Origin of the sequence: Tepidimonas sp., from assembly GCF_046292505.1 — a bacterium.
Classification (GTDB): Bacteria; Pseudomonadota; Gammaproteobacteria; order Burkholderiales; family Burkholderiaceae_C; genus Tepidimonas.
This window is the reverse complement of record NZ_JBKBQX010000015.1, coordinates 17,489-39,977: the sequence shown is the minus strand read 5'-3', so window position 1 is coordinate 39,977 and position 22,489 is coordinate 17,489. Positions and strand designations below refer to the sequence as shown.

Here is a 22,489-nt window from a genome sequence, read left to right as displayed (position 1 = left end):
GCCTCCTGCGGGTCGCGCTCACGGTTGGGCGGGTGGGGACTGCGCCTCGGCCTCGCGCGCGCGGGCCTTGCGCAGGGCTTTTTCTTCCAGCCCAGACAGCCCCTCGCGGCGCGCCAGTTCGGCCACCACGTCGGCCGGCCCGAGGCCGAAATGCGCCAGCGCGATCAGGCTGTGGAACCAGAGGTCGGCCACCTCGCCAACGAAAGCCTGCGCGCTGCCGGCGCCGTGCTGCAGGTCCTTGGCGGCCATCACGGCTTCGCCTGCCTCCTCGGCGATCTTTTTCAGGAAGGCATCCGGCCCCTTGTGCAGCAGGCGCGCGACGTAACTGCGCTCGGGGTCGCCACCGGCGGCTGGTTTGCGGCTGTCGATGACGGCGGCCAGGCGCAACAAGGTGTCGAGCGGCGGAGTGTCGGTCATGGTCAGCGGTAGATGGATTGCGGTTCCTTGAGCACCGGATCGACCGCCTGCCACTCGCCGCGCTGCGTGTCCAGGCGCTGATAAAAGCAACTGTGGCGCCCGGTGTGGCAGGCGATGCCCGGCTCGTGGCCCAGTTGCGTCACCTGCAGCAGCACCACGTCGTCGTCGCAGTCGAGGCGGATTTCGTGCACCTGCTGCACATGGCCGGATTCCTCCCCCTTGTACCACAGGCGGCCGCGCGAGCGGCTGTAGTAGACGGCGCGGCCGAGTTCGGCGGTCTTTTGCAGAGCCTCGCGGTTCATCCAAGCGAACATCAGCACATCGCCAGTCCCGCGCTCCTGGGCGATCACGGGCACCAGGCCCTGTGCGTCCCACTTGATCCGATCGAGCCAGTCGGCCATGCCCCTCACCTCCGCACCGGGATGCCCGCCTCGGCCATGCGCTGCTTGGCCTGGGCGATGGTGTATTCGCCGTAGTGGAAGATGCTGGCCGCGAGCACCGCGTCGGCACCGCCGATGCGGATGCCGTCCACCAGGTGGTCCAGGTGACCCACCCCGCCCGAGGCGATCACGGGCACATCCACGGCATCGCTGACGGCACGGGTGAGTTCGAGGTCGAAGCCCGCCTTGGTGCCATCGCGGTCCATGCTGGTGAGCAGGATTTCGCCCGCGCCAAAGTCCGCCATCTGGCGCGCCCAGGCCACCGCATCCAGCCCGACGTTTTTGCGCCCCCCGTGGGAATAGACGTCCCATCCGGGCCCCAGGGGTCGGCCGTCCGGGCCGGGGCGTTGGCACTCGTCGGCCGTGCGCCGCTTGGCGTCGATGGCCACGACGATGCACTGCGAGCCGTACTTGCCCGACGCATCGCGGATGACCTGGGGATTGGCGATGGCAGCGGAATTGAAGCTGACCTTGTCCGCCCCAGCATTGAGCAGCCGGCGCACGTCCTCCACGGTGCGCACGCCGCCACCCACCGTGAGAGGAATGAACACCTGGCTCGCCACCGCCTCGATGATCGGCAGGATGAGGTCGCGCCCGTCGCTGGTGGCCGTGATGTCCAGAAACGTCAGCTCGTCGGCGCCCTGCTCGTTGTAGCGCGCGGCAATCTCCACCGGGTCGCCGGCGTCACGCAGCTCGACGAAGTTGACACCCTTGACGACGCGCCCGCCGGTGACGTCCAGGCACGGGATGATGCGCTTGACCAGCATCGTCAGGCACCCACGCCGTCGACGAGGCGGACCGCCGCGGCGTAGTCCAAATCGCCGCTGTAGATGGCACGACCGCAGATGACGCCCTCCACGCCCTCGGACTCGACCTCGCACAGCCGGCGGACATCGTCCAGGTTGGACAGCCCACCCGAGGCGATGACCGGGATGGACAGGGCCTGCGCCAGCCGCACCGTGGCCTCGATGTTGATGCCGGTGAGCATGCCGTCGCGGCCGATGTCGGTGTAGATGACGGACTCGACGCCGTAGTCCTCGAACTTGCGCGCCAAGTCCACCACCTCATGGCCGGTGAGCTTGCTCCAGCCGTCGGTGGCGACCTTGCCGTCCTTGGCGTCCAACCCAACGATGATGTGACCGCCAAACGCCGTGCAGGCGTCCTGCAGGAAGCCGGGATTCTTGACCGCCGCGGTGCCGATGATGACGTAGCGCAGTCCGGCGTCCAGGTAGCGCTCGATGGTGTCGAGGTCACGAATGCCGCCGCCGAGCTGCACATCGACTTCGTCGCCGACCTCGCGCAGGATGCTGCGGATGGCGGCCTCGTTGCGGGGTTTGCCGGCGAAGGCACCGTTGAGGTCCACCAGGTGCAGGCGACGCGCACCCTGCTCGACCCAATGGCGGGCCATGGCGGCGGGGTCGTCGCTGAACACGGTGGACTGGTCCATGTCGCCTTGCTTGAGGCGCACGCACTGACCGTCTTTCAGGTCGATGGCAGGGATCAGCAGCATGGCTCGTCGGGGGTGGGGCTTCAGGGGTTCCAGTGCAGGAAGTTGCGGTACAGCGCCAACCCCTGAGCCGAGCTTTTTTCGGGGTGGAACTGGGTGGCGAACAGGTTGTCGCGCGCGATGGCGCTGGCAAAGCGCACGCCGTACTCGGTCATGCCGGCGGCATGGGCCGGGTCGGCCGGATGGGCGTGGTAGCTGTGCACGAAATAATAGTAGCTGCCATCCGGAATGCCGGCCCACAGCGGATGGGGGGCAGGCCGCTCGGCGGCGCCGTGCTCGAAGCCGTACCACACCCGATTCCAGCCCATCTGCGGCACCTTGAAGCGGCTGCCGTCCGGCTGGCTTTGGCCCTCCAGGCGAAACCGCACCACCTGACCGGCGATCAGGCCCAGCCCGGCCGTGTCGCCTTCCTCGGAGTGGTCCAGCAGCATCTGCATGCCGACACACACCCCGAAGAGCGGCTTGGTGGCCGCGGCGTGCAGGACCGCCTCGCGCAGGCCGCTGCGCTCCAGCTCGGCCATGCAGTCGGGCATGGCGCCCTGCCCCGGCAGCACGACACGGTGCGCATCGCGCACCACCTGCGGACTCGCGGTCACGACCACATCGACATGGTCGGTGGCCAGCGCCGCATGGATGACCGCCTGCGCCACCGAGCGCAGATTGCCCATGCCGTAGTCGACGACCGCAACCGTCTCGCGCCTGACCGGAATGTTCATCGTGGCGGAGGGAGAATCGGTGTGCACCGGCCTCACAGGCTACCCTTGGTCGAGGGGACGACATCGCCCAGCCGGGGGTCGCGCTCCAGCGCGGCGCGCAGGGCGCGCGCGAACGCCTTGAAAATCGTCTCGCACTGGTGGTGGGCGTTGTGGCCCTTGAGGTTGTCGATGTGCAGCGTCACGCCGGCGTGGTTGACGAAGCCCTGAAAAAACTCGTAAACGAGCTGGGTGTCGAGCTGGCCGATCATCCCGGCCGTGAACCGCACGTCCATGTGCAGGCCCGGGCGTCCGGAAAAATCCACCACCACGCGCGACAGCGCCTCGTCCAGCGGCACATAGGCGTGACCGTAACGGCGAATGCCGCGCTTGTCACCGACCGCGCGCGCCACCGCCTGTCCGAGGGTGATGCCGACGTCCTCCACCGTGTGGTGTCCGTCGATGTGCAGGTCGCCGCGGCACTCGATTTCCAGGTCGATCAGCCCGTGACGGGCGATCTGATCCAGCATGTGGTCGAAAAAGCCGATGCCGGTGTCGAGCCGGGCGCGGCCGGTGCCGTCGAGGTCCACGCGCACGCGGATCTGGGTCTCGGCCGTCACGCGCTGGACGTCCGCGGTGCGGGCGGTGGCGCTGGGAGCAGGCAGGGTGGTCATAGCGATGGCGGCAGCGCCGCGAGCAGCGCCTCGTTCTCGGCGGGGGTGCCCACGGTCAGCCGCAAGCAGTTGGCAAGCATCGGGTGCATTGTAGAAACATTCTTCACGAGGACGCCACGCGCGCGCAGGCCGGCAAACGCCTTGGCGGCATCGGGCACCCGCACGAGAATCATGTTCGCCTCGCTGGGGTAGGGCTGCACGCCGGGCAACGCGGCCAGGGCGTGCATCAACCGCTGCCGCTCGGCGCGGATCGCCGCGGCCTGTTCGGCAAACACGTCCGCGTGCTCCAGCGCGAACAGCGCACACTCGGCATTGAGGGCACTGACGTTGTAGGGCGGACGCACCTTGTCGATCTGCGCCACGAGCGGCGCCGCCCCGATCAGGTAGCCCAAGCGCACGCCGGCCAGGCCGAACTTGGAGAGCGTGCGCATGACCAGCACATGGCCGTGGGCGACCGGGTCGGCCCGCCATTCGTCGAGCCAGGTGTGGCTGGCAAAGGGCTGGTAGGCCTCGTCCATGACGACCAGCCCCCCCACCGCGCCGACGGCGGCAATCAGGCGCCGGATCGCGGCCGGATCCCAGCAGTTGGCCGTCGGGTTGTTGGGATAGGCCAAGTAGGTGATGGCCGGCCGAACCCGGGCGATGGCCTCGAGCATCGCCGCCTCGTCGAGGGCAAAGTCGGGCGCCAGCGGCACGCCGTGGAAGGCCAGCCCCTGCAACTGGGCACTCATGGCGTACATGACGAAGCCCGGCACCGGCGCAAGGATGGCCGCGCCCGGCCGGTCGCAGGCCATCGCCAGCAGGCTGATCAGCTCGTCCGAGCCGTTGCCCAGCATGAGCGCGGCACCTGCGGGCAGCCCGACGTGCGCCGCCAGCGCGCGTTTGAGGTCCTCGATGCGCGGGCCCGGGTAGCGGTTGACGGCCACCGCACCCAACCGCTGGCCGAGCGCGTGTTGCAGCGCCTCGGGCAGCGGGTAGGGGTTTTCCATCGCGTCCAGCTTGATCAGGCCGGTCGCATCCTGAATGGCGTAGGCGTGCATGCCCTGCACGTCCTGGCGGATGCGCTGCAGCGCGGCCTCCAACAACGGGTTCATGCCGCGCCCTCCTCGCGCAGGCGCAGCTCGGCGGCGCGCGCGTGGGCGGTCAGGCCCTCGCCGTGCGCCAGCACCGACGCGATGCGCCCCAGCGTCTGCGCCCCCTCGGCGCTGACTTCGATCAGGCTGGAGCGCTTTTGAAAGTCGTACACCCCCAGCGGGCTGGAAAAGCGCGCCGTGCCACTGGTGGGCAACACATGGTTGGGGCCGGCGCAGTAGTCGCCCAGACTCTCGCTGGTGTAGGCACCCAGGAAGATGGCCCCCGCATGGCGCAGCAGCGGCTCCCAGCGGTGCGGCTCGCGGCTGGCGATCTCCAGGTGCTCGGGCGCGATGCGGTTGCTCAGCGCGCAGGCCTCCTCCATGCTGCGGGTGCGGATCAGCGCGCCCCGGCCCTCGAGGCTGCGCACGATGATGTCCGCGCGCGGCATCGTCGGCAGCAGCCGGTCGATGGCGGCCTGCACCGCATCCAGATAGGCCGCGTCCGGGCACAGCAGGATGGACTGCGCCAGCTCGTCGTGCTCGGCCTGGCTGAACAGATCCATCGCCACCCAGTCGGGCGGCGTGGTGCCGTCGGCCAACACCAGGATCTCGCTCGGCCCCGCGATCATGTCGATGCCGACGATGCCGAACACATGCTTCTTGGCGCTGGCGACGTAGGCATTGCCCGGGCCGGTGATCTTGTCCACCTGGGGAATGGTCGCCGTGCCGTAGGCCAGCGCCGCCACCGCCTGCGCCCCACCGATCGCAAACGCGCGGCTCACCCCCGCGACGTGCGCAGCGGCCAGCACCAGCGGGTTGCGCTCGCCGCGCGGCGTCGGCACGACCATCACGATCTCCGGCACGCCGGCGACGTGGGCGGGGATGGCGTTCATCAACACGCTGGACGGGTAGGCGGCCTTGCCGCCCGGCACGTAGATGCCGACGCGGTCCAGCGGCGTCACTTTTTGGCCGAGCAGCGTGCCATCGGCATCGCGAACCTGCCACGAGCGGCCACAGGCTTCGAGTTGCGCCTCGTGGTAGCGGCGCACGCGCGCGGCGGCCTGTTGCAGTGCCTCGCGCTGCTCGGCGGGGATAGCCTCGAAGGCGGCGCGCAACACATCGGCGCCCAGCTCCAGGTCGGCCACGCGCTCGGCCTCCACCGCGTCGAACCGGCGGGTGTACTCGAGCACCGCCGCATCGCCCCGGGCCCGCACGTCGGCCAGGATCGCCGCCACGCGCGATTCGATCGCCGCATCGGTGTCCGCCGACCAATGCAGGCGGGCCGCAAAACGCGCCTCGAAGTCGGCATCGGCGGTATCCAGCCGCAGGGGCCGGGCTCGGGGGGTATCGGCAGCAGTCATGGGCACGATTGTCGCAGCACAGCGGGGAAAGCGGGGCCGCCCGCGCAGCCTGCGGGCGGCAGCGGCGGGGTCGGCGACTCAGACGATGGGGGCCGCCACTGCCCGCGCGAAGGCGTCCAGAATGGGGCGAATGCGCGCACGCTTGAGTTTGAGCGAGGTCGGCCGCACCACGAGCTGGGAGGAAATGTCCATGATGCGCTCCACCTCCACGAGCCGGTTGGCCTTGAGCGTGTTGCCCGTGGACACCAGATCGACGATGGCGTCGGCCAGCCCGGTCAGGGGCGCCAGCTCCATGCTCCCGTAGAGCTTGATCAGATCCACATGCACACCCTTGCTGGCAAAAAACTCGCGCGCGATGGCGACGTACTTGGTCGCGACACGCAGGCGCGCGCCCTGGCGCACGGCGCGCACGTAGTCGAAGTCCGCCGGTACGGCCACGCTCATGCGGCAGCGGGCGATGCCCAGATCCAGCGGCCGATACAGCCCCACCTGGGCCGCATCGCCCCAGGCGGCCTCGTGCTCGATCAGCGTGTCCTTGCCACACACGCCCAGGTCAGCCCCGCCGTGCTCCACATAGGTCGGCACGTCGGTGGCACGCACCAGCACCACGCGCACCTCGGGCCGGTTGGTGGGCAGGATCAGCTTGCGCGAGGTGTCAGGGTCCTCCAGCACCTCGATGCCGGCGGCGCGCAGCAGGGGCAGCGTCTCCTCGAAAATGCGGCCCTTGGACAGGGCCAGGGTGACGGTTTCGGCGCTCATGCGATCCTTTCGATGTCGGCCCCCAGGGCCTGCAGCTTTCGCTCCATCCGGTCGTAGCCGCGGTCCAGGTGGTAGATGCGGTCGACGACCGTCTCGCCATCGGCCACCAGCCCGGCAATCACCAGGCTGGCCGACGCGCGCAGATCGGTCGCCATGACGGCAGCGCCGGTCAGGCGCTGGCCGCCCTCGACGACGGCGGTGCGCCCATCGATGTGGATGCGCGCCCCCAGCCGGGCCAGCTCCTGCACATGCATGAAGCGGTTCTCGAAAATCGTCTCGGTGACGGCGCTGGGCCCCTGAGCGACGCAGTTGAGCGCCATGAATTGCGCCTGCATGTCGGTCGGGAAGCCCGGGTATTCGGTCGTGCGAAAGCTCTGCGCGCGCAGGGCCGCGCCGCCCGGCGAGCGCACGCGGATACCGGTGGCATCGGCCTGCACGGTGGCGCCTGCCTCGCGCAGCTTGTCGATGACGGCATCGAGGTGATCCCCCCGCCCACCGCGCAACCAGGCCTCGCCGCCGGTGGCCGCCACCGCGCACAGGAAGGTGCCGGCCTCGATGCGGTCGGCCACCACGGTGTGTTCGGTGCCGCCCAAGGCCGGCACGCCTTCGATGCGGATGCGGCTGGTGCCGTGCCCCTCGATGCACGCGCCCATGCGGATCAGCATCTCGGCCAGATCGACCACCTCCGGCTCCTGAGCGGCGTTTTCCAGCACGGTCTCGCCCTCGGCGAGCGTGGCGGCCATCATCAGGTTTTCGGTGCCAGTCACGGTGACCATGTCGGTGGTGATGCGCGCGCCGCGCAGGCGCGAGCGGCCGGCGGGCAATCGGGCCTCGATGTAGCCGTGCTCGACCGCGATCTCGGCCCCCATGGCCTGCAGGCCCTTGATGTGCTGATCCACCGGCCGCGAGCCGATGGCACACCCACCCGGCAACGACACCCGCGCCTGACCGCAGCGGGCCACCAGGGGCCCCAGCACCAGCACCGAGGCGCGCATGGTCTTGACCAGTTCGTACGGCGCAACCGGATCCAGCGCCGCCGCGGCGTGCAGCGTCATGCCGCCGCGCTCACCATGCGTTTGCACCTGCACGCCCATGCGCTCCAGCAGCGTGCGCATGGTGGCCACGTCACGCAGCCGGGGGACGTTGCGCAGCACCACCGGCTGGTCGGTCAGCAGCGCCGCGCACAGCTCGGGCAGCGCCGCGTTCTTGGCGCCGGAGACGAGCACCTCGCCATGCAGGCGCTGGCCGCCACGGATCAGGAGCCGGTCCATCCTCACCCCCTCAGGCGCGGCCGGTGGCACGCCACTCGGCCGGGGTGTAGGTCTTCATGGACAGCGCATGCACCTCGTCGGTGTGGATGCGCTGGCCCAGCGTGGCGTAGACCATCTGGTGGCGCTGCACGGCACGCCGCCCCTCGAACGCGGGCGAGACGATCACCGCCGCCCAGTGGCGGCCGTCGCCGGACACCTCCAGATGGTCGCAGGGCAGGCCGGCAGCGATGAGGGAGCGGAGTTGGTCGGCAGTCATCATGGGAGGTGGAGGGCAAAGCGGCAGGTCGGCGCGGTGCGCTTTGCGCGCCGCGCGGAATCGATGGCCCAGGGTCAATGGCGGATCTTGTACCCGATGCGCAGCAGGTGCAAGGTCAGGGCGGCCACGGCCAGGAAAGCCCCCGCCACCACCGCCAGACTCAGCCACGGCGATACGTCACTGACCCCGAAAAAGCCGTAGCGCGCCCCATCGATCATGTAGAAAAACGGATTGAGGTGGCTGACGGTCTGCCAGAAGGGGGGCAGCGAATGGATGGAATAAAACACGCCGGAGAGGAACGTCATCGGCATGATGATGAAGTTCTGGAAGGCGGCCATCTGGTCGAATTTTTCGGCCCACAGCCCCGCGATGACCCCCAGCGAACCCAGCAGCCCGGCTCCCAGCACGGCAAACGCCACGATCCACAGCGGATGCGCGAAACGCAGGTCCGCCGCCCAGGCCGTCACCAGCAGCACCCCAGCGCCGACCACCAGCCCGCGCACCACGGACGACCCGACGTACGCCGCAAACCAGGCGCGGTGCGACAGCGGGGTGAGCAGGACGAAGACCAGATTGCCCATGATCTTGCTCTGGATCAGGCTGGACGAGCTGTTGGCAAATGCGTTTTGCAGCAGGCTCATCATCGCCAGCCCCGGCAGCAAAAAGGCCGTATAGCCCACGCCGTCGTAGACCTGCACATGCTCCTCCAGCACATGGCCGAAGATCAGCAGGTACAAAATCGCCGTGACGATCGGCGCCGCCACGGTCTGGAAGGCCACCTTCCAGAACCGCAGCACCTCTTTCAGAAACAGGGTCTGCCAGCCACTCACGCGCGCCCCTCCCCGTCCGCTTGCCCGGCCATCAGCTCCAGAAACACATCCTCCAGGTCCGCCTTGTGGACCTCGATGTCTTCCATGACGATGCCGGCCTGGCGCAGCGCCGCCAGCGTCTGCTCGACCTCGTAGGCGTCGTGCACCTTGATCTGCTTGATGCGGCCCGTCACACGGGCGCGCGCGGCCAGCGCGTCCGGCAGGACCTGATCGGTCTTGAAATGCAGCACGTTGGACGAGGCGCGGCGCAACAGCTCGGCGGTGCGCTCCAGCGCGATCACGCGGCCGGCCCGCAGCATCGCGATGCGGCCGCACAGGGCCTCGGCCTCCTCCAGATAGTGGGTGGTCAGCAGCACGGTGCAGCCGTCGCGGTTGAGGCGCGAGATGAAGGCCCACAACGTCTGCCGCAGCTCCACATCCACGCCGGCGGTCGGCTCGTCCAGCACGATGACCTGGGGCCGGTGCACCAGCGCCTGCGCCACCATGACGCGGCGCTTCATGCCGCCGGAGAGCTGGCGCATGTTGGTGTCGGCTTTGTCGGCCAGCCCCAGCCCGGTCAGCAGCTCGTCGATCCATGCGCCGTTGCCCTGGATGCCAAAGTAGCCGGACTGAAAGCGCAGGGCCTCGCGCACCGTGAAGAAGGGGTCGAACACCAGCTCTTGCGGCACGATGCCGAGTCGCCGCCGGGCCTCCATGGGCTGCGCGTGCACATCGGCGCCAAACACGGTGACGCGCCCGCGGGTCGGCCGGCTCAGGCCCGCCAGAATGCTGATGAGGGTGGTCTTGCCCGCGCCGTTGGGGCCGAGCAGACCGAAGAATTCGCCCGGCTGGATGTCGAACGTCACATCCTGGAGCGCCTGCAGCGGCCCGCGCGAGGTGTCGAAACGCTTGTTGATCTGCTGGAAAGAGACGGCGGCGGACATAAATCGGTCATTTTACGCCGGCAGCAGTTCGGCCACGCCGTACAAACCGGCCAGCACCCGCGCCCGCTCGTTCAGGCCATTCAGCCGCCACTGCGCCCCGAGCGCCAGCACCTCGCGCCGCACCGCGAGCAGCACTGCCAGCGCGGAGGAGTCGAACTCGTGCAGGGCCGAGGCATCCAGCTGCACCGTCGCGCCGCGGCCCGCGGCGGTCAGCGCCGCGCGGCACTGCGCCAGATAGGCCGCCGCCTGCGCATGCGTCAGGGTGGCGGGCAGCGCCGGCAGGGTCACGGCGAGCGGAGCGTCCATGGCGGCTCAGCCCCGCTGGGCGTTGGCCCGGTTGCGCTCGGCCAGCGCGTCGATCAGCCCATCGATGCCCTTGGCGCCGATTTCCTGCGCGAACTGGGTGCGGTAGGTCTCGACCAGCCACACGCCCAGCACATTCAGGTCGTACACCTTCCAGCCCGACGGGGTTTGCTCCAGCCGGTAGTCGAGCTGGATCGGGTCGCCCTTGCCGCGGATTTCGGAGCGCACGACCACCTCGGTCGCACCCGCCGCCGCGCGCAGCGGGCGAATCACCAGCGTTTGGTCGCGAATCTGCGTCAGCGCGCCGGCGTAGGTACGCACCAGCAGGGTCTTGAACTCCGCCTGCAGACGCTGGCGCTGCTCGGGCGTGGCCTGACGCCAGAAGCGGCCCACCGCGGACGATGTCATGCGCTCGAAATTGACATGCGGCATCAGCTTGGTGTCCACCAGCTCGACGATGCGGGCCATGTCGCCGTTGCGGATCGCCGGGTCGCGCTTGACGGTCTCGAACACGTCGTTGGCCACGCGCTGGATCAGCGCATCGGGGGCCTCCACGGCCTGAGCCCGCAGCGGCCAGGCCGGCAGCGCGGTCACGGCGACCACGGCCATCCGGGTCAGCCACTGGCGGCGGCCGGAGATCGCACCCACTGGGCGGGCAGAAAGGGGTAGGGTCGGCTTGCTCATGTCCATTGGGGTCAGGGGGGCGGTCGCAGGTTCCGGTCGGTTACCCATGGTTACGGCCGTCACACGTCAGTCATCGTCGCCGCGGGCCGCATCGACCTGGCTTTGGCGCCGCGCCAGATAGGCGTCGCGCGTGAACCCGTATTTGTCCAGCGCCGCCTGTTCCAGCAGATCGCCCGCGCGCAGCAGGGTGGCGCGCGTATCCACCAGCCGCAGCGTCTGGGCGGTGTTGCGGGTTGCCACATCGTCGATGCCTTGGGACACGGGGTCCGCCCGGCGGTCGATGGGCAGCGCTACCGTCTCGCGCACGCTGGACGGGCCCAACAGCGGCAGCACCAAATACGGCCCGGACGGCACGCCCCAGCGGCCCAGGGTGTGGCCAAAGTCCAGCGTCGTGCGCGGGATGCCCATCTCCGTCGCCAGGTCGATCACCCCCCCGAAGCCGAGGACCGTGTTGACGCCAAAGCGCATGGCGTTTTCCACCGCGGGCTGCGGACGGGCTTGCAAAGCCGCATTCACCGCGGACCACAGGTCACGCAGGTTGCCAAAAAAGTTGCCCACTCCCGTGCGCACCGGCCCAGGCACGGCCGCCACATAGCCTTCGGCGACAGGCTTGAGCACCGCGCGGTCCACCGCCTCGTTGAACTGGTAGACGCCACGGTTGAACGGCTCCAGGGGGTCGCGCGGATGCGCGTCGGGCCCGGTGGCACAACCGGCCAGGGCCCCCAGGGCCATCCCAAGACCGACCCCGCGCGCGACCCGGCTGCGCAGGCACCAAAGATTCATTTGCCGTCTCCCGCCTCGGCGGCTTTGTTGAACAGGAACTGGCCGATCAGATTTTCCAGGACCACGGCCGACTGCGTGCGGGTCACCACGTCGCCCTGGGCCAGGTTCTCGTCGGCCCCGCCCGGCTCCACACCGATGTACTGCTCGCCCAACAGCCCGCTGGTCAGGATCTTGAACGAGCTGTCCTTCGGGAAGGCGTAGCGCGACTCCAGCGCCAGCACCACGCGCGCCTGGAAGGTCTGGTCGTCGAAGGCGATCGACTCCACGCGCCCCACCACCACGCCGGCGCTGCGCACCGCCGCCTTGGGCTTGAGCGAGCCGACGTTGTCGAACGTAGCCGTCACGCGGTACGTCGGCGCCAGGCTCAGGTTGAGCAGGTTGGCCGCCTGCAGCGCCAGAAACAGGATGGCCGCCGCGCCGATCAGCACGAACAGGCCCACCCACACATCGATCTTGGAACGTTGCATCCGTCGAATCCTTCCCCGGATCAGATCGTGAACATCAGCGCGGTCAGGATGAAGTCCAGCCCCAGCACGGTCAGCGACGCCATCACCACGGTGCGCGTGGTCGCGCGCGAGACCCCCTCCGGCGTCGGGTTCGAATCGAAGCCCTGCAGCAGCGCGATGAACGTCACCGCGATGCCGAACACCACGCTCTTGACGATGCCGTTGCCGACGTCGGACCAGACATCCACGCCACCCTGGATCTGGCTCCAGAACGCGCCGCCGTCCACGCCGATCATCAGCACACCCACCACCCAGCCGCCGATGATGCCCATCGCGCTGAACACCGCCGCCAGCAGCGGCATCACGATCACCCCGCCCCAGAAGCGCGGCGCCAGCACCCGGTCGATCGGGTCCACCGCCATCATCTCCATGGCGCTCAACTGCTCGCCGGCCTTCATCAGGCCGATCTCGGCGGTCAGCGAGGTGCCGGCGCGGCCGGCGAACAGCAGCGCCGTCACCACCGGCCCCAGCTCGCGCACCAGGCTCAGCGTCACCAGCAGGCCCAGCGCCTCCGACGAGCCGTAGCGCTGCAGCGTGTAGTAGCCCTGCAGCCCGAACACGAAGCCGACGAACAGCCCCGAGACGGCGATGATGGACAGCGAATAGTTGCCAAGGAAGTGGATCTGGTCGCGGATCAGCCCGAAACGCCGGAAACTGGCCCAGGTGCCGAGCAGCAGCCGCGCGAACAGCCGCGCGCCCAGCCCGAGGTCGGCCAGCTTGGCGCGCACCGCCAGCCCCACGTCGGCCGGATGCCAGTAGCGCATCACCGCCCTCCCCCGGCCGCCACGGCCGGCCCGTAGTCCTCCTCCACCAGCCGCGCGGGGTAGTGGAAGCGCACCGGCCCGTCCGGCGAGGCCATGACGTACTGCCGGATGAGCGGATCGTCGCTGTAGCGCACCTCGTCGGGCGTGCCCTCCATCGCCACGCGGCCGTTGGCCAGCACGACGATGTGGTCGGCCACCGCGAAGGTGGACTCCAGCTCGTGCGACACCATGATGCTGGTCAGGCCCAGCGTGTCGTTGAGCTGGCGGATCAGCCGCGCGGCGGTGCCGAGCGAGATCGGATCCAGCCCCGAGAACGGCTCGTCGTACATGATCAGCTCCGGGTCGAGCGCGATCGCGCGCGCCAGCGCCACGCGCCGCGCCATGCCGCCGGAGAGCTCGGCCGGCATCAGGTCGCGCGCGCCGCGCAGGCCCACCGCGTGCAGCTTCATCAGCACGATGTCGCGGATCAGCGCCTCGGGCAGGCGCGTGTGCTCGCGCAGCGGAAAGGCCACGTTGTCGAACACCGACAGGTCGGTGAACAGCGCGCCGAACTGGAACAGCAGCCCCATGCGCTGCCGGACCCGGTACAGCCCGTCGCGGTCCAGCGCGCCGACGTCCTCGCCATCGAAGAGCACCTGCCCGCTGCGCGCGCGCAGCTGCCCGCCGATCAGGCGCAGCAGCGTGGTCTTGCCACCGCCGGAGGTGCCGATCAGCACCGTCACCTTGCCGCGCGGCACGTGCAGGCTGACCCGGTCGAGCACGGGCCGCTCGTCGTAGCCGAAGACGACGTCGCGCAGTTCGACGAGGGCGGGGGCATTCATAGAGGCAAAAAATGACAGCAGCCGGTCGAGCCGGCTGCCGAATCATACGGGATTACCCGGAAGTGCGCCGGGCACCGCGGGTCAACGGGGCAGGACGGAGTGCCCCATCAGGAACTCGTCCACCGCGCGCGCGGCCTGACGGCCTTCACGGATCGCCCACACCACCAGCGACTGGCCGCGGCGCATATCGCCGGCGGCAAACACCTTCGGCACGTTGGTGGCATAGCCGCCGACCAGCTCGGTGGTGGCTTTGGCGTTGCCGCGCGCGTCTTTCTCGACGCCAAAGGCGTCCAGCACCGATGCGATCGGCGACACGAAGCCCATCGCCAGCAGCACCAGGTCGGCCTTGTACTCCTTCTCGGTGCCGGGAATCTCGACCAGCTTGCCGTCCTTCATCTCGACATGGACGGTGCGCACGGCCGTGACCTTGCCGTTCTTGCCGACGAACGCCTTGGTGGCGATGGCGAACTCGCGCTGGCAGCCTTCCTCGTGGCTGGAGCTGGTGCGCAGCTTCAGCGGCCAGTACGGCCACGTCAGCGGCTTGTTCTCCTGCGCCGGCGGCTGCGGCATCACTTCGAACTGCGTCACGCTGGCCGCGCCGTGGCGGTTGCTGGTGCCGACGCAGTCGCTGCCGGTGTCACCACCGCCGATGACGACCACGTGCTTGCCAGCCGCAGAGATCTGCTTTTTGAGCTTGTCGCCGGCGTTGACCTTGTTCTGCTGCGGCAGAAACTCCATCGCGAAATGGATGCCGTCCAGTTCGCGCCCCGGCACCGGCAGGTCGCGCGGCTGCTCGGCGCCACCGCACAGCAGCACGGCGTCGAACTCGGCGCGCAGCTGCTCGGGGCTGACCGCATCGCGCGCGTCGTTGGTGACCTTGCTGCCGTCGGGCAGGGCGCCGACCAGCACCCGGGTACGGAAGGTCACGCCCTCGGCCTGCATCTGCTCGATGCGGCGGTCGATCAGCCACTTCTCCATCTTGAAGTCGGGGATGCCGTAGCGCAGCAGGCCGCCGATGCGGTCGTTCTTCTCGAACACCGTCACGTCGTGGCCGGCGCGCGCCAGTTGCTGCGCCGCCGCCAGCCCGGCCGGGCCGGAACCCACGACAGCCACCTTCTTGCCCGTCTTGGCCTTGGGCGGCTGGGGCACGACCCAGCCTTCGGCCCAGGCGCGGTCGATGATGGCGTGTTCGATGGACTTGATGCCCACCGGATCGTCGTTGATGTTGAGCGTGCACGCCGCCTCGCACGGCGCCGGGCAGATGCGCCCGGTGAACTCGGGGAAGTTGTTGGTGCTGTGCAGCACGGCGATGGCGTTCTTCCAGTCACCGCGATAGACCAGATCGTTGAAGTCCGGAATGATGTTGTTGATGGGGCAGCCGTTGTTGCAAAACGGTGTGCCGCAGTCCATGCAGCGTGCCCCCTGCACCTTGGCCTGCGCGTCATCCAGCCCGATGACGAATTCGCGGTAGTGCTTGAGTCGCTCGGCGGGGGGCTGATAGCCCTCCTCGATGCGCTCGAATTCCATGAAGCCGGTGATCTTTCCCATGATCGGTTGCCTCGTGATGCAATGGTCGGTGGCGCTCAGGCTGCGGCGGTCTTGCGGGCCTTGGCCGGCTTGGTGGCAGCGGGCTCGGCCGGAGCGGCAGTGCGTTTGGTGGCGTTTTCGGCCAGCGCGCGCTTGTACTCGTGCGGGAAGACCTTGACGAAGCGCGTGCGCGCGGTCGCCCAGTCGTCCAGCAGCGCGCGCGCCTTGGTCGAGCCGGTCCAGCGGTGGTGGTCCTCCAGCAGCTGGCGCAACTGCGCCTCGTCGGTCTGGCCGCGGTGCCAGACGGCGGGGTCCACGGTCGCCTCCTGCTCGGCGCTGGTGACCACGCGGTCGAGCGCCACCATCGCCGTGTTGCAGCGTTTGGCAAACATCCCGTCCTCATCGTAGACGTAGGCGATGCCGCCGCTCATGCCGGCGGCAAAGTTGCGCCCGGTCTTGCCGAGCACCACCACGGTGCCGCCGGTCATGTATTCGCACCCGTGGTCGCCGGTGCCCTCCACCACGGCGGTGGCACCCGACAGGCGCACCGCGAAGCGCTCGCCCGCCACGCCGCGGAAGAACGCCTCCCCGCGCGTGGCGCCGTACAGCACCGTGTTGCCGACGATGATGTTCTGCCCGGCATCGCCGCGGAAGTCGATGCTCGGCCGCACGACGATGCGACCGCCCGACAGGCCCTTGCCGGTGTAGTCGTTGGCGTCGCCGATCAGGTACAGCGTGATGCCCTTGCACAGGAAGGCGCCGAACGACTGGCCGCCGGTGCCTTCCATCTGGATGCGGATGGTGTCGTCCGGCAGCCCCTCGGGGTGGTGGCGCGTCACCTCGCCCGACAGCATGGCGCCGACGGTGCGGTTGACATTGCGCACGCTTTCGATGAAGTGCACCTTTTCGCCACGCTCGATGGCCGGGCGCGACTTCTCGATGAGCTTGACGTCCAGCGCGCGGCTCAGCCCGTGGTCCTGCGTCTCGACATGGCGGTGGGCCACCTCGGCCGAAGCGGGCGGCTGATACAGCAGGCGGCTGTAGTCCAGCCCCTTGGCCTTCCAGTGGTCGATGCCTTTCTTCATGTCGAGCAGATCGGTGCGCCCGATCAGGTCGTCGAAGCGGCGGATGCCCAGCTGCGCCATGATGGCGCGCACCTCCTCGGCGACGAAGAAAAAGTAGTTGACGACGTGCTCGGGCTTGCCGGCGAACTTCTTGCGCAGCACCGGGTCCTGCGTCGCCACCCCCACCGGGCAGGTGTTGAGGTGGCACTTGCGCATCATGATGCAGCCTTCCACCACCAGCGGCGCGGTGGCAAAGCCGAACTCGTCCGCGCCCAGCAGCGCGCCGATCACCACATCGCGGCCGGTCTTGATCTGGCCGTCCACCTGCACGCGGATGCGGCCGCGCAGGCGGTTGAGCACCAGCGTCTGCTGCGTCTCGGCCAGACCGATCTCCCACGGGCTGCCGGCGTGCTTGATCGACGACCACGGCGAGGCGCCCGTGCCGCCGTCATGACCAGCGATGACGACATGGTCGGCCTTGGCCTTGGCCACACCGGCGGCGATCGTGCCCACGCCCACTTCCGAGACCAGCTTGACCGAGATGTCGGCGCGCGGGTTGACGTTCTTCAGGTCGTGGATGAGCTGCGCCAGATCCTCGATTGAGTAGATGTCGTGGTGCGGCGGCGGGCTGATCAGGCCCACGCCCGGCACCGAGTAGCGCAAAAAGCCGATGTACTCCGACACCTTGGTGCCGGGCAGTTGGCCGCCCTCGCCGGGCTTGGCGCCCTGCGCCATCTTGATCTGGATCTGGTCGGCGCTGACCAGGTACTCGGCCGTGACACCGAAGCGCCCGGAGGCCACCTGCTTGATGCGCGAGCGCAGGCTGTCGCCGTCCTGCAGCGCGTAGTCGACCTCGACCTTGTCCGGACCGATGATCGAGCCGACCGTCTGGCCCTTGCGGATCGGAATGCCTTTCAGCTCATTGCGGTAGCGCGCCGGATCCTCGCCCCCCTCGCCGGTGTTGCTCTTGCCGCCGATGCGGTTCATCGCGATGGCCAGCGTCGTGTGCGCCTCGGTGCTGATGGAGCCCAGCGACATCGCGCCGGTGGCAAAGCGCTTGACGATCTCGCTGGCGGGCTCGACCTCCTCGATCGGGATCGCCTTGGCCGGATCGACCTTGAACTCGAACAACCCGCGCAGCGTCATGTGGCGGCGCGACTGGTCGTTGATGATCTGCGCGTACTCCTTGTAGGTGGCGTAGTTGCCGGCGCGCGTGGCGTGCTGCAGCTTGGCAATCGCGTCGGGCGTCCACATGTGCTCTTCGCCGCGCGCGCGCCAGGCGTACTCACCGCCCACGTCCAGCATGTCGGTCAGCAGCGGGTCGTCACCGAAGGCGCGCCGGTGCAGGCGGATGGCCTCCTCGGCGATCTCGAACACACCGATGCCCTCGACACGGCTGGCGGTGCCGGTGAAGTACTTCTCGATCGTCGCGCTGTTGATGCCCACCGCCTCGAACAGCTGCGCGCCGCAGTAGCTCATGTACGTGGACACGCCCATCTTGGACATGATCTTGGACAGACCCTTGCCGACCGCCTTGATGTAGTTGGCGATGGCCTTGTCGGCCGACAGATCGCCGGGCAGGTCCTGGTGGATGGCCTTGAGCGTGTCCAGCGCCAGATAGGGGTGGACCGCCTCGGCGCCGTAGCCGGCCAGCACCGCGAAATGGTGCACCTCGCGCGCGCTGCCGGTCTCCACCACCAGACCGGTCGCCGTGCGCAGGCCCTCGCGCACCAGATGCTGGTGGATGGCGGACAGCGCCAGCAGCGCCGGCACGGCCACGCGCTCGCGGTTGACGCCGCGGTCGCTCACGATCAGGATGTTGCTGCCGCTGCGAATGGCATCCACGGCCTCGGCGCACAGCGAGGCCAGCTTGGCCTCGACCCCTTCCTTGCCCCACCCCACGGGATAGGTGATGTCCAGCGTGCTGCTCTTGAACTTACCGCCGGTGCGCCGCTCGATGTCGCGCAGCTTGGCCATGTCGGCATGGTTGAGCACGGGCTGGCTGACCTCCAGCCGCATCGGCGGGTTGACCTGGTTGATGTCCAGCAGGTTGGGGCGCGGGCCGACGAACGACACCAGCGACATCACGATCGCTTCGCGGATGGGGTCGATCGGCGGGTTCGTGACCTGCGCGAACAGCTGCTTGAAGTAGTTGTAGAGCGGCTTGGGCCGGTCCGACAGCACGGGCAGCGGACTGTCGTTGCCCATCGAGCCGACGCCCTCCTCGCCGTTTTGCGCCATCGGCGCCATCAGGAACTTGATGTCCTCCTGCGTGTAACCAAAGGCTTGCTGCAGGTCGAGCAATTGGGCGTCCACGTGCTCCATCGCCGCGTGGGACGATTCGTCGGCCACGGTGCGCACGCTGGCCTCGTCGTCGCCGGCGACCGGACGCTGCACATCGTCCAGGTGGATGCGCAGGTTTTCGATCCACTGCTTGTACGGCTTGGCGTTGGCCAGCGTCGCCTTGACCTCCTCGTCGTCGATCAGGCGGCCCTGCTCCAGGTCGATCAGGAACATCTTGCCCGGCTGCAGGCGCCACTTGCGCACGATCTTGCTCTCGGGCACGGGCAGCACGCCGGACTCGGACGCCATGATGACGAAGTCGTCGTCCGTGACGCAATAGCGCGACGGCCGCAGACCGTTGCGGTCCAGCGTCGCGCCGATCTGCCGGCCGTCGGTGAAGACGATGGATGCCGGGCCGTCCCACGGCTCCAGCATCGCCGCGTGGTATTCGTAGAACGCACGGCGGCGTTCATCCATCAGCGTGTGCTGCTCCCACGGCTCGGGGATCATCATCATGACCGCCTGCGCCAGCGGATAGCCGGCCATGGTCAGCAGCTCCAGACAGTTGTCGAAAGTGGCCGTGTCGGACTGGCCAGCGAAACTGATCGGATAGAGCTTCTTGAGGTCCGCGCCCAGCACCGGCGAGGCCATCACGCCCTCGCGGGCGCGCATCCAGTTGTAGTTGCCCTTGACGGTGTTGATTTCGCCGTTGTGGGCCACATACCGGTACGGGTGCGCCAGCGGCCACTCGGGGAAGGTGTTGGTCGAGAAACGCTGGTGCACCAACCCCAGCGCGGACACACAACGCGGATCCTGCAGATCCAGGTAGTACTCACCCACCTGGTTGGCCAGCAGCAGCCCCTTGTAGACCACGGTGCGGCTGCTCATGCTGGGCACGTAGTATTCCTTGCTGTGCGTCAGCTGCAGGCGCTGGATGGCGGCGCTGGCCGTCTTGCGGATCACGTACAGCTTGCGCTCCAGCGCGTCTTGCACGATGACGTCGCTGCCGCGGCCGATAAAGACCTGGCGGATGATGGGCTCGGTTTTGCGCACCGTGGGGGACATGGGCATGTCCTTGTTCACGGGCACATCGCGCCAGCCCAGCAGCACCTGGCCTTCGGCCTTGATGGCGCGCTCCATCTCCTGCTCGCAGGCCAGACGGCTGGCGTGCTCCTTGGGCAAGAAGATCATGCCCACGCCGTACTCGCCCGGGGGCGGCAGGGTCACGCCCTGCTTGGCCATCTCCTCGCGGTAGAGCTGATCCGGAATCTGCAGCAGGATGCCGGCGCCGTCGCCCATCAGCGGGTCGGCCCCGACCGCGCCGCGGTGATCGAGGTTTTCCAGAATCTTGAGCGCCTGCGTCACGATGGCGTGACTCTTTTGCCCCTTGATGTGGGCGACGAAGCCGACGCCACAGGCGTCGTGTTCCAGGGCAGCGTCGTACAGACCGTGCTGCGCAGCGAGGGTGTGGGGGGTAGCGGTCACGCCTGACTCCTTGGCCGGGTTGACAAAAACGGACCGCAGCATAGTGCATTGCAGCAAACCGGGCAAGCACTTTATTTGGGGTCAGAGTACTGTTTACAAGCTCACGGTATTTTGTTGGATTTATTAGGGACAGATCAAACCCGCTTACGGGGTCGCCCGGGTCGTGCCGGCTGTGTGCGCCGACCGGTCTGGGCTTGCAGCGCGGCCAAAAAGGCGGCGTCGCCCACCGGCCAGCCCTTGGTCGCGGCCTCGCGCAAGCCTTGCGCCTGCGCGGGCGGCAAACCGTCGTGCACGCGCTGGCGGTAGGCCGCCTCGCGGGCAAAGGGCGTGTCCCCCAACCCCCACCAAGGCGCTGGCGGCTGCACCCCACGCAGCGGCGCGATGCCCGCATAGTGCCCATGGGTGGACCAGGGCCACTCCTGAGGCGACAGGGCCAAACCCGCACGCACCGGTTCGTGGTCCAACAGCACCAGCGCGGGCAGCACCTGGTCCGGCGCCAGCACGGCCGCACGGTAGCGCCCCTCCCACAGCGTGCCGGTGCGGCCATGCCGCGCGTTGAAGCGACGCACATAGCTGCGCCCCAGCCCCTGCATCAGGCGCGACAGCGCCCCCTCACGGCGCGGCGTGACCAGCAACCACAGGGCCGCGTCGAGCAACGCATACCCGTGGACCTCGACGCCCTCGCGGGCCGCACCATCACTCAGCAGCGCGACAAAGGCCTGACGATCGTCATCATCCGAAAACACGGCTTGCCGGTTGTGTCCCCGCCACAGAACCAGGTGGGGCAAATCCGTCACCGACAGGCGGGGCAGGCGTGCCATTCAGCGCTCCTCCATGTGCTGGACACCCGAAGCAGACATGCGGACCAGCCGAACCTGCAAGGCGAGCGCCAACGCCATCCCCACGGCACAGCAGGCGACGTTGACCAGCCACGTCCAATGCCACCCCCCCACCCGGGCCGCCAGCCAGGCGACCAACGGCGGCCCGACAAACTGCCCCAACGACGACAACTGCTGGACCCAGCCCACCGTCGTCGAAACCGTCTGCGGCCCCGGGGCCAGCCGCACCGCCAGGGTGAACAGAGTGCCCGGGATGAGGCCGCCGACCGCAGAGAACACGAGCACCGACGCATACGCCCACCCCACCCCCGCCGTGAAAGTACCCACCGCCCCCAGGGCCATGGCGGCATAGCCCGTCCACAGCAGGGTGCGCGGCGCCACCCCACGCGCGAGCAGTCGACCCGCGGCGATGTTGCCGGTGAGGTTGATGCCCGCGGCCAGCGCACTGGCCCAGCCCACCCGGGCGGGCGACCAGCCCGCCTCGGTGTAGAGGGTGGGCAAGAACCCCACCACCGCCAGCCATTGCCCTGAGTACATGAGGAACGCCGCCGCGACCAACCACGGGCCTGGCGCAGCCAGCGTCGTGCGCAGGCCGTGCCATGCCGCGCCCCACGCCCCTGCGGTGGCAGCGACCGCCCCATCCGGGGCCACGCGCGCGCGCACGGCCACCGCGCACCCCACCGCCAACCCGGCCAGCAAGCCCCACGCCGCACGCCAACCGACGGCCGCATGCAAGGCTGGGGCCAGCAGCAGCCCCGTCGCCGCTCCGATCGGCATATACGCCCCCCACCAGCCCAAGGCGCGGTTGAGCACGGCCGGCTCGGTCACCGACCGGCGCAACAGGCCCGGCGCGGGCAAGACGGCCATCAAGAACCCGAAGCCCTCGATGCCGCGCGTCCACAGCAACAGGTGCGCCGCCGGCACCAGCGCCCCCAGCGCGCTGCCCGCGGCCAGCAATAGCAAACCCGCCATCATGACGCGCCGCGGCCCCAGCCGGTCGGCCAGTTGCCCGAACAGCGCCCCCATGCTCATGCCGGCCAACTGGATCATGGAAAGCAAAAAGCCCCCCTGCACCAGGGTCAGCCCCAGTTCCTGCGCCAGCACGGGCAGCGCCGGGGGCAGTTTGCCCACATGCAGCGCGCTGGCAATGCCCACAGCGACGATCAGCCGCGCCTGCGCCGGCACGGGCTGGCGGTCGCGGGGGCCGGGTTGCGCGCTGGGCATAGG

Annotated in this window: 23 protein-coding genes; all 23 read right to left on the bottom strand. The window is 68.9% G+C overall.

Annotated elements, in window-relative coordinates:
- Positions 1-18 precede the first annotated feature (18 nt).
- Positions 19-423 carry a phosphoribosyl-ATP diphosphatase gene (locus tag ACK4TH_RS08005; RefSeq protein WP_409624821.1) on the bottom strand — a complete coding sequence of 135 codons (405 nt, stop codon included), beginning with the start codon at positions 421-423 and terminating at the stop codon, positions 19-21.
- Positions 420-818 carry a phosphoribosyl-AMP cyclohydrolase gene (gene hisI / locus ACK4TH_RS08000; RefSeq protein ID WP_409624783.1) on the bottom strand — a complete coding sequence of 133 codons (399 nt, stop codon included), beginning with the start codon at positions 816-818 and terminating at the stop codon, positions 420-422. The genes ACK4TH_RS08005 and hisI overlap by 4 nt, the downstream gene beginning before the upstream one ends.
- A gap of 5 nt (positions 819-823) precedes the next feature.
- On the bottom strand, positions 824-1,624 hold the full coding sequence (hisF, locus tag ACK4TH_RS07995) for an imidazole glycerol phosphate synthase subunit HisF (RefSeq protein ID WP_409624780.1): 801 nt from the start codon (positions 1,622-1,624) through the stop codon (positions 824-826).
- A gap of 2 nt (positions 1,625-1,626) precedes the next feature.
- Positions 1,627-2,367 carry a 1-(5-phosphoribosyl)-5-[(5-phosphoribosylamino)methylideneamino]imidazole-4-carboxamide isomerase gene (gene hisA / locus ACK4TH_RS07990; RefSeq protein ID WP_068606186.1) on the bottom strand — a complete coding sequence of 247 codons (741 nt, stop codon included), beginning with the start codon at positions 2,365-2,367 and terminating at the stop codon, positions 1,627-1,629.
- A 20-nt stretch (positions 2,368-2,387) separates the two neighbouring features.
- Positions 2,388-3,080 carry an imidazole glycerol phosphate synthase subunit HisH gene (gene hisH / locus ACK4TH_RS07985; protein WP_409624776.1) on the bottom strand — a complete coding sequence of 231 codons (693 nt, stop codon included), beginning with the start codon at positions 3,078-3,080 and terminating at the stop codon, positions 2,388-2,390.
- Between the two features lie 32 nt (positions 3,081-3,112).
- Complete coding sequence (gene hisB, locus ACK4TH_RS07980; protein WP_409624773.1) at positions 3,113-3,730, bottom strand: imidazoleglycerol-phosphate dehydratase HisB; 618 nt, start codon at positions 3,728-3,730, stop codon at positions 3,113-3,115.
- On the bottom strand, positions 3,727-4,824 hold the full coding sequence (hisC, locus tag ACK4TH_RS07975) for a histidinol-phosphate transaminase (protein ID WP_409624770.1): 1,098 nt from the start codon (positions 4,822-4,824) through the stop codon (positions 3,727-3,729). Before hisC ends, hisB begins: the two co-directional genes overlap by 4 nt.
- Entirely contained in the window at positions 4,821-6,164 is a 1,344-nt protein-coding gene (hisD, locus tag ACK4TH_RS07970; protein WP_409624767.1) for a histidinol dehydrogenase, read from the bottom strand. The genes hisC and hisD overlap by 4 nt, the downstream gene beginning before the upstream one ends.
- A gap of 78 nt (positions 6,165-6,242) precedes the next feature.
- Positions 6,243-6,923 (bottom strand): ATP phosphoribosyltransferase, encoded by a 681-nt coding sequence (gene hisG, locus ACK4TH_RS07965; protein ID WP_409624764.1) that lies wholly within the window; start codon positions 6,921-6,923, stop codon positions 6,243-6,245.
- Positions 6,920-8,194, bottom strand: coding sequence for a UDP-N-acetylglucosamine 1-carboxyvinyltransferase (murA, locus tag ACK4TH_RS07960; RefSeq protein ID WP_409624761.1), 1,275 nt, complete (start codon positions 8,192-8,194; stop codon positions 6,920-6,922). The genes hisG and murA overlap by 4 nt, the downstream gene beginning before the upstream one ends.
- A 10-nt stretch (positions 8,195-8,204) precedes the next feature.
- The gene (locus tag ACK4TH_RS07955) at positions 8,205-8,450 is read right to left on the bottom strand and encodes a BolA family protein (RefSeq protein ID WP_409624818.1); all 246 of its coding nucleotides are present in this window, start codon (positions 8,448-8,450) and stop codon (positions 8,205-8,207) included.
- Between the two features lie 74 nt (positions 8,451-8,524).
- A complete protein-coding gene (locus tag ACK4TH_RS07950) occupies positions 8,525-9,280 on the bottom strand; it encodes an ABC transporter permease (RefSeq protein WP_409624758.1) in 756 nt (251 codons plus the stop codon).
- Entirely contained in the window at positions 9,277-10,203 is a 927-nt protein-coding gene (locus tag ACK4TH_RS07945) for an ABC transporter ATP-binding protein (RefSeq protein WP_409624756.1), read from the bottom strand. Before ACK4TH_RS07945 ends, ACK4TH_RS07950 begins: the two co-directional genes overlap by 4 nt.
- A gap of 12 nt (positions 10,204-10,215) precedes the next feature.
- Positions 10,216-10,509, bottom strand: coding sequence for a lipid asymmetry maintenance protein MlaB (locus tag ACK4TH_RS07940; RefSeq protein ID WP_409624752.1), 294 nt, complete (start codon positions 10,507-10,509; stop codon positions 10,216-10,218).
- A 6-nt stretch (positions 10,510-10,515) separates the two neighbouring features.
- A complete protein-coding gene (locus ACK4TH_RS07935; RefSeq protein WP_409624749.1) occupies positions 10,516-11,190 on the bottom strand; it encodes a phospholipid-binding protein MlaC in 675 nt (224 codons plus the stop codon).
- Between the two features lie 66 nt (positions 11,191-11,256).
- Positions 11,257-11,973, bottom strand: a complete 717-nt coding sequence (locus tag ACK4TH_RS07930; RefSeq protein WP_409624747.1) for a VacJ family lipoprotein — start codon at positions 11,971-11,973, stop codon at positions 11,257-11,259.
- Complete coding sequence (gene mlaD / locus ACK4TH_RS07925; RefSeq protein WP_409624744.1) at positions 11,970-12,440, bottom strand: outer membrane lipid asymmetry maintenance protein MlaD; 471 nt, start codon at positions 12,438-12,440, stop codon at positions 11,970-11,972. Before mlaD ends, ACK4TH_RS07930 begins: the two co-directional genes overlap by 4 nt.
- Positions 12,441-12,460: 20 nt before the next feature.
- Positions 12,461-13,243, bottom strand: a complete 783-nt coding sequence (gene mlaE / locus ACK4TH_RS07920) for a lipid asymmetry maintenance ABC transporter permease subunit MlaE (RefSeq protein ID WP_409624741.1) — start codon at positions 13,241-13,243, stop codon at positions 12,461-12,463.
- Positions 13,243-14,064 carry an ABC transporter ATP-binding protein gene (locus ACK4TH_RS07915; RefSeq protein ID WP_409624738.1) on the bottom strand — a complete coding sequence of 274 codons (822 nt, stop codon included), beginning with the start codon at positions 14,062-14,064 and terminating at the stop codon, positions 13,243-13,245. Before ACK4TH_RS07915 ends, mlaE begins: the two co-directional genes overlap by 1 nt.
- Before the next feature lie 81 nt (positions 14,065-14,145).
- Positions 14,146-15,612 carry a glutamate synthase subunit beta gene (locus ACK4TH_RS07910; RefSeq protein ID WP_409624735.1) on the bottom strand — a complete coding sequence of 489 codons (1,467 nt, stop codon included), beginning with the start codon at positions 15,610-15,612 and terminating at the stop codon, positions 14,146-14,148.
- A gap of 35 nt (positions 15,613-15,647) precedes the next feature.
- Positions 15,648-20,423 (bottom strand): glutamate synthase-related protein, encoded by a 4,776-nt coding sequence (locus ACK4TH_RS07905; RefSeq protein WP_409624733.1) that lies wholly within the window; start codon positions 20,421-20,423, stop codon positions 15,648-15,650.
- 134 nt (positions 20,424-20,557) lie between these two features.
- Entirely contained in the window at positions 20,558-21,244 is a 687-nt protein-coding gene (locus tag ACK4TH_RS07900; RefSeq protein WP_409624730.1) for a transposase, read from the bottom strand.
- Positions 21,245-22,486 carry a CynX/NimT family MFS transporter gene (locus ACK4TH_RS07895; protein ID WP_409624727.1) on the bottom strand — a complete coding sequence of 414 codons (1,242 nt, stop codon included), beginning with the start codon at positions 22,484-22,486 and terminating at the stop codon, positions 21,245-21,247. It lies immediately after the preceding gene.
- Between the last annotated feature and the right edge of the window lie 3 nt (positions 22,487-22,489).

Excerpts from the sequence above, each read along its gene's own strand:
- hisC (WP_409624770.1), bottom strand. The coding sequence starts at position 4,824 with ATGAACCCGTTGTTGGAGGCCGCGCTGCAGCGCATCCGCCAGGACGTG.
- ACK4TH_RS07895 (WP_409624727.1), bottom strand. The coding sequence starts at position 22,486 with ATGCCCAGCGCGCAACCCGGCCCCCGCGACCGCCAGCCCGTGCCGGCG.
- ACK4TH_RS07915 (WP_409624738.1), bottom strand. The coding sequence starts at position 14,064 with ATGAATGCCCCCGCCCTCGTCGAACTGCGCGACGTCGTCTTCGGCTAC.
- ACK4TH_RS07900 (WP_409624730.1), bottom strand. The coding sequence starts at position 21,244 with ATGGCACGCCTGCCCCGCCTGTCGGTGACGGATTTGCCCCACCTGGTT.
- mlaE (WP_409624741.1), bottom strand. The coding sequence starts at position 13,243 with ATGCGCTACTGGCATCCGGCCGACGTGGGGCTGGCGGTGCGCGCCAAG.
- hisF (WP_409624780.1), bottom strand. The coding sequence starts at position 1,624 with ATGCTGGTCAAGCGCATCATCCCGTGCCTGGACGTCACCGGCGGGCGC.
- ACK4TH_RS07940 (WP_409624752.1), bottom strand. The coding sequence starts at position 10,509 with ATGGACGCTCCGCTCGCCGTGACCCTGCCGGCGCTGCCCGCCACCCTG.
- ACK4TH_RS07955 (WP_409624818.1), bottom strand. The coding sequence starts at position 8,450 with ATGACTGCCGACCAACTCCGCTCCCTCATCGCTGCCGGCCTGCCCTGC.
- hisG (WP_409624764.1), bottom strand. The coding sequence starts at position 6,923 with ATGAGCGCCGAAACCGTCACCCTGGCCCTGTCCAAGGGCCGCATTTTC.
- mlaD (WP_409624744.1), bottom strand. The coding sequence starts at position 12,440 with ATGCAACGTTCCAAGATCGATGTGTGGGTGGGCCTGTTCGTGCTGATC.
- ACK4TH_RS07910 (WP_409624735.1), bottom strand. The coding sequence starts at position 15,612 with ATGGGAAAGATCACCGGCTTCATGGAATTCGAGCGCATCGAGGAGGGC.
- hisB (WP_409624773.1), bottom strand. The coding sequence starts at position 3,730 with ATGACCACCCTGCCTGCTCCCAGCGCCACCGCCCGCACCGCGGACGTC.
- ACK4TH_RS07935 (WP_409624749.1), bottom strand. The coding sequence starts at position 11,190 with ATGAGCAAGCCGACCCTACCCCTTTCTGCCCGCCCAGTGGGTGCGATC.
- ACK4TH_RS07945 (WP_409624756.1), bottom strand. The coding sequence starts at position 10,203 with ATGTCCGCCGCCGTCTCTTTCCAGCAGATCAACAAGCGTTTCGACACC.
- hisH (WP_409624776.1), bottom strand. The coding sequence starts at position 3,080 with ATGAACATTCCGGTCAGGCGCGAGACGGTTGCGGTCGTCGACTACGGC.
- hisA (WP_068606186.1), bottom strand. The coding sequence starts at position 2,367 with ATGCTGCTGATCCCTGCCATCGACCTGAAAGACGGTCAGTGCGTGCGC.
- hisD (WP_409624767.1), bottom strand. The coding sequence starts at position 6,164 with ATGACTGCTGCCGATACCCCCCGAGCCCGGCCCCTGCGGCTGGATACC.
- ACK4TH_RS07930 (WP_409624747.1), bottom strand. The coding sequence starts at position 11,973 with ATGAATCTTTGGTGCCTGCGCAGCCGGGTCGCGCGCGGGGTCGGTCTT.
- hisI (WP_409624783.1), bottom strand. The coding sequence starts at position 818 with ATGGCCGACTGGCTCGATCGGATCAAGTGGGACGCACAGGGCCTGGTG.
- murA (WP_409624761.1), bottom strand. The coding sequence starts at position 8,194 with ATGGACCGGCTCCTGATCCGTGGCGGCCAGCGCCTGCATGGCGAGGTG.